1 protein-coding gene is annotated in these 2,104 nt (G+C 35.4%); it reads left to right on the forward strand.

All coding sequences use genetic code 11. The features are described 5' to 3' along the window. Positions 1-816 precede the first annotated feature (816 nt). The coding region (locus V6255_RS17895) for a hypothetical protein (RefSeq protein ID WP_341629365.1) at positions 817-2,104 on the forward strand (1,288 nt) is incomplete at its 3' end.

The following is a 2,104-nucleotide window of genomic DNA, read 5'->3' on the forward strand; positions in this document are numbered from 1 at the left end:
AGCATCGCCCTTACAAGGCGAGGGTCACTGGTTCGAACCCAGTATCGCCCACCATCTTTAATCTAAATTATTTCTGCCGTTTATCTATTCAATTTCACATACATCTTTGACATTTTTATAATAAAATGTTGTTTATCTTCTATATTTATTCTATTAATTACTCTTATTTTTATCCTTTTAAATTTAGTTTTTTACTGTTTAAATATTTTTATACTTTGTCAAGAACACTTCTAGTTATCTATTTTTTATTATCAAATTAATTGATTAATCATACTCTTTTAAAAGAACTTTTAGAGTTGGTGATTATTATAAAAAATTTAAAATATCGTTTTTTATTCATTTCTATATGCATAATTATTTCGATAAGGACTAATTAAGATCTTTTGTGTATTTTATAATCTTTATAAAAGTCAATATTAAGCAATTTAAAGTCAATTTTTATATTTTAATGTGAACCTATGTGCTCTATAATTCGTAATAGTTAATAATAAGTAAATTTTAGTTATATTCTTCTTTTAGTTTGTACCCCAAAATTTAGTTTATCTAGGTTTTATAAAACAAAATAAATTTCTAACTCATTGAAATATTTTGTTTTCTAGCAGTTTTTTCAATTGTTTAAATGTTAATTAATAATCAAATTTACTATTACAAAAGATTTGTCTATAGTTATTACTTTAGGAGTGATTTACTTTTTTTAAAAAATAAGTAAATCATATTAAAAAGGACAGCATAAATAGTTAGTTTTAATGCTGGCTCTATTGTTAATTATGTCGTACATAATTATTAGAAGTTTTAAAAGTCACGTGGGGAATAATCATGGCCGAACAGAATAATCCAGTTAATGAAAGTAAAGATACTGATGTTGAATTAACGACAGAGCAGTTAAATCAAGCTAAAGAGCAATTAAATCAGTCTGGAGAAGCATTAACCTCAGCCGAACCACAATTCCCCCCACTAGAAGATGGCGAAACTGTCAACTCTGATGCTGCGAAACCTAATGTGCCTGAATCTGCTGCTCCAGGTGACATAAACCCTGACATTGATGTGAATGATCTCGAAGCGATACTTGCACTTGGTGAAGAAGTTTTTGATTTAGATATTGAAACCGCTGCTGGTGAAGAATCGGGCGGTGGTTTTACACTTGTTGATTTCGAGCGAGATGCAGAAGAAACAATCGCAACCACTAACTTTCAAACTACAGGCTTAGATGATGACGCTTCCCCAATCGTCACATTTACAGATGATAGTTTAAACAATATCAATGCTACTGCTGATGGTGTAATTGATAATTCAGTACCTACTCTAACCATTACGAGTTCAAACGACTTTACTGAAGATGATGGCAGCGCCGTTGAAAGTGCAGTGGTATCAACGTTTGAAACAACTGATGAAGATGGCGATGAAGTCACGGTTACCTTAAGCGATACTATTAATTATGAAATTGTTGGTAACACTGTTGTCTTAACCGAAGCTGGCGCAGCACTAGTTAATAGCGGCGAAGATTTGCCTGCTTATACCTTAACGGTGAACGACGGCACAACGGATGGTGAAAGTGTCAGTGATGACCCAGGTGTCACGACAGTAAACGATACCCCAACAATCACCATTACCAGCTCAAATGACTTTACTGAAGATGATGGCAGTGCAGTAGAAGGAGCAGTGGTATCAACGTTTGAAACGACCGATGAAGATGGCGACGACGTCACGGTTACCTTAAGCGACACTATTAATTATGAAATTGTGGGTAACACCGTTGTCTTAACCGAAGCTGGCGCAGCATTAGTTAATAGCGGCGAAGATTTACCTGTTTATACCTTAACCGTGAACGACAGCACCGCCGATGGCGAGACAATCAGTGATGATCCAAGTGTCACGACAGTAAACGATACCCCAACGATCGCCATTACCAGCTCAAATGACTTTACTGAAGATGATGGTAGTGCGGTAGAAAGCGCGGTCGTTTCAACGTTTGAAACAACCGATGAAGATGGCGATGAAGTCACGGTTACCTTAAGCGACACGATCAATTACGAAATTGTGGGTAATACAGTTGTCTTAACCGAAGCTGGTGCTGCATTAGTTAATAGCGGTGAAGAGTTACCTG

Origin of the sequence: Psychromonas arctica, from assembly GCF_038155225.1 — a bacterium.
Lineage (GTDB): Bacteria > Pseudomonadota > Gammaproteobacteria > Enterobacterales > Psychromonadaceae > Psychromonas > Psychromonas arctica_B.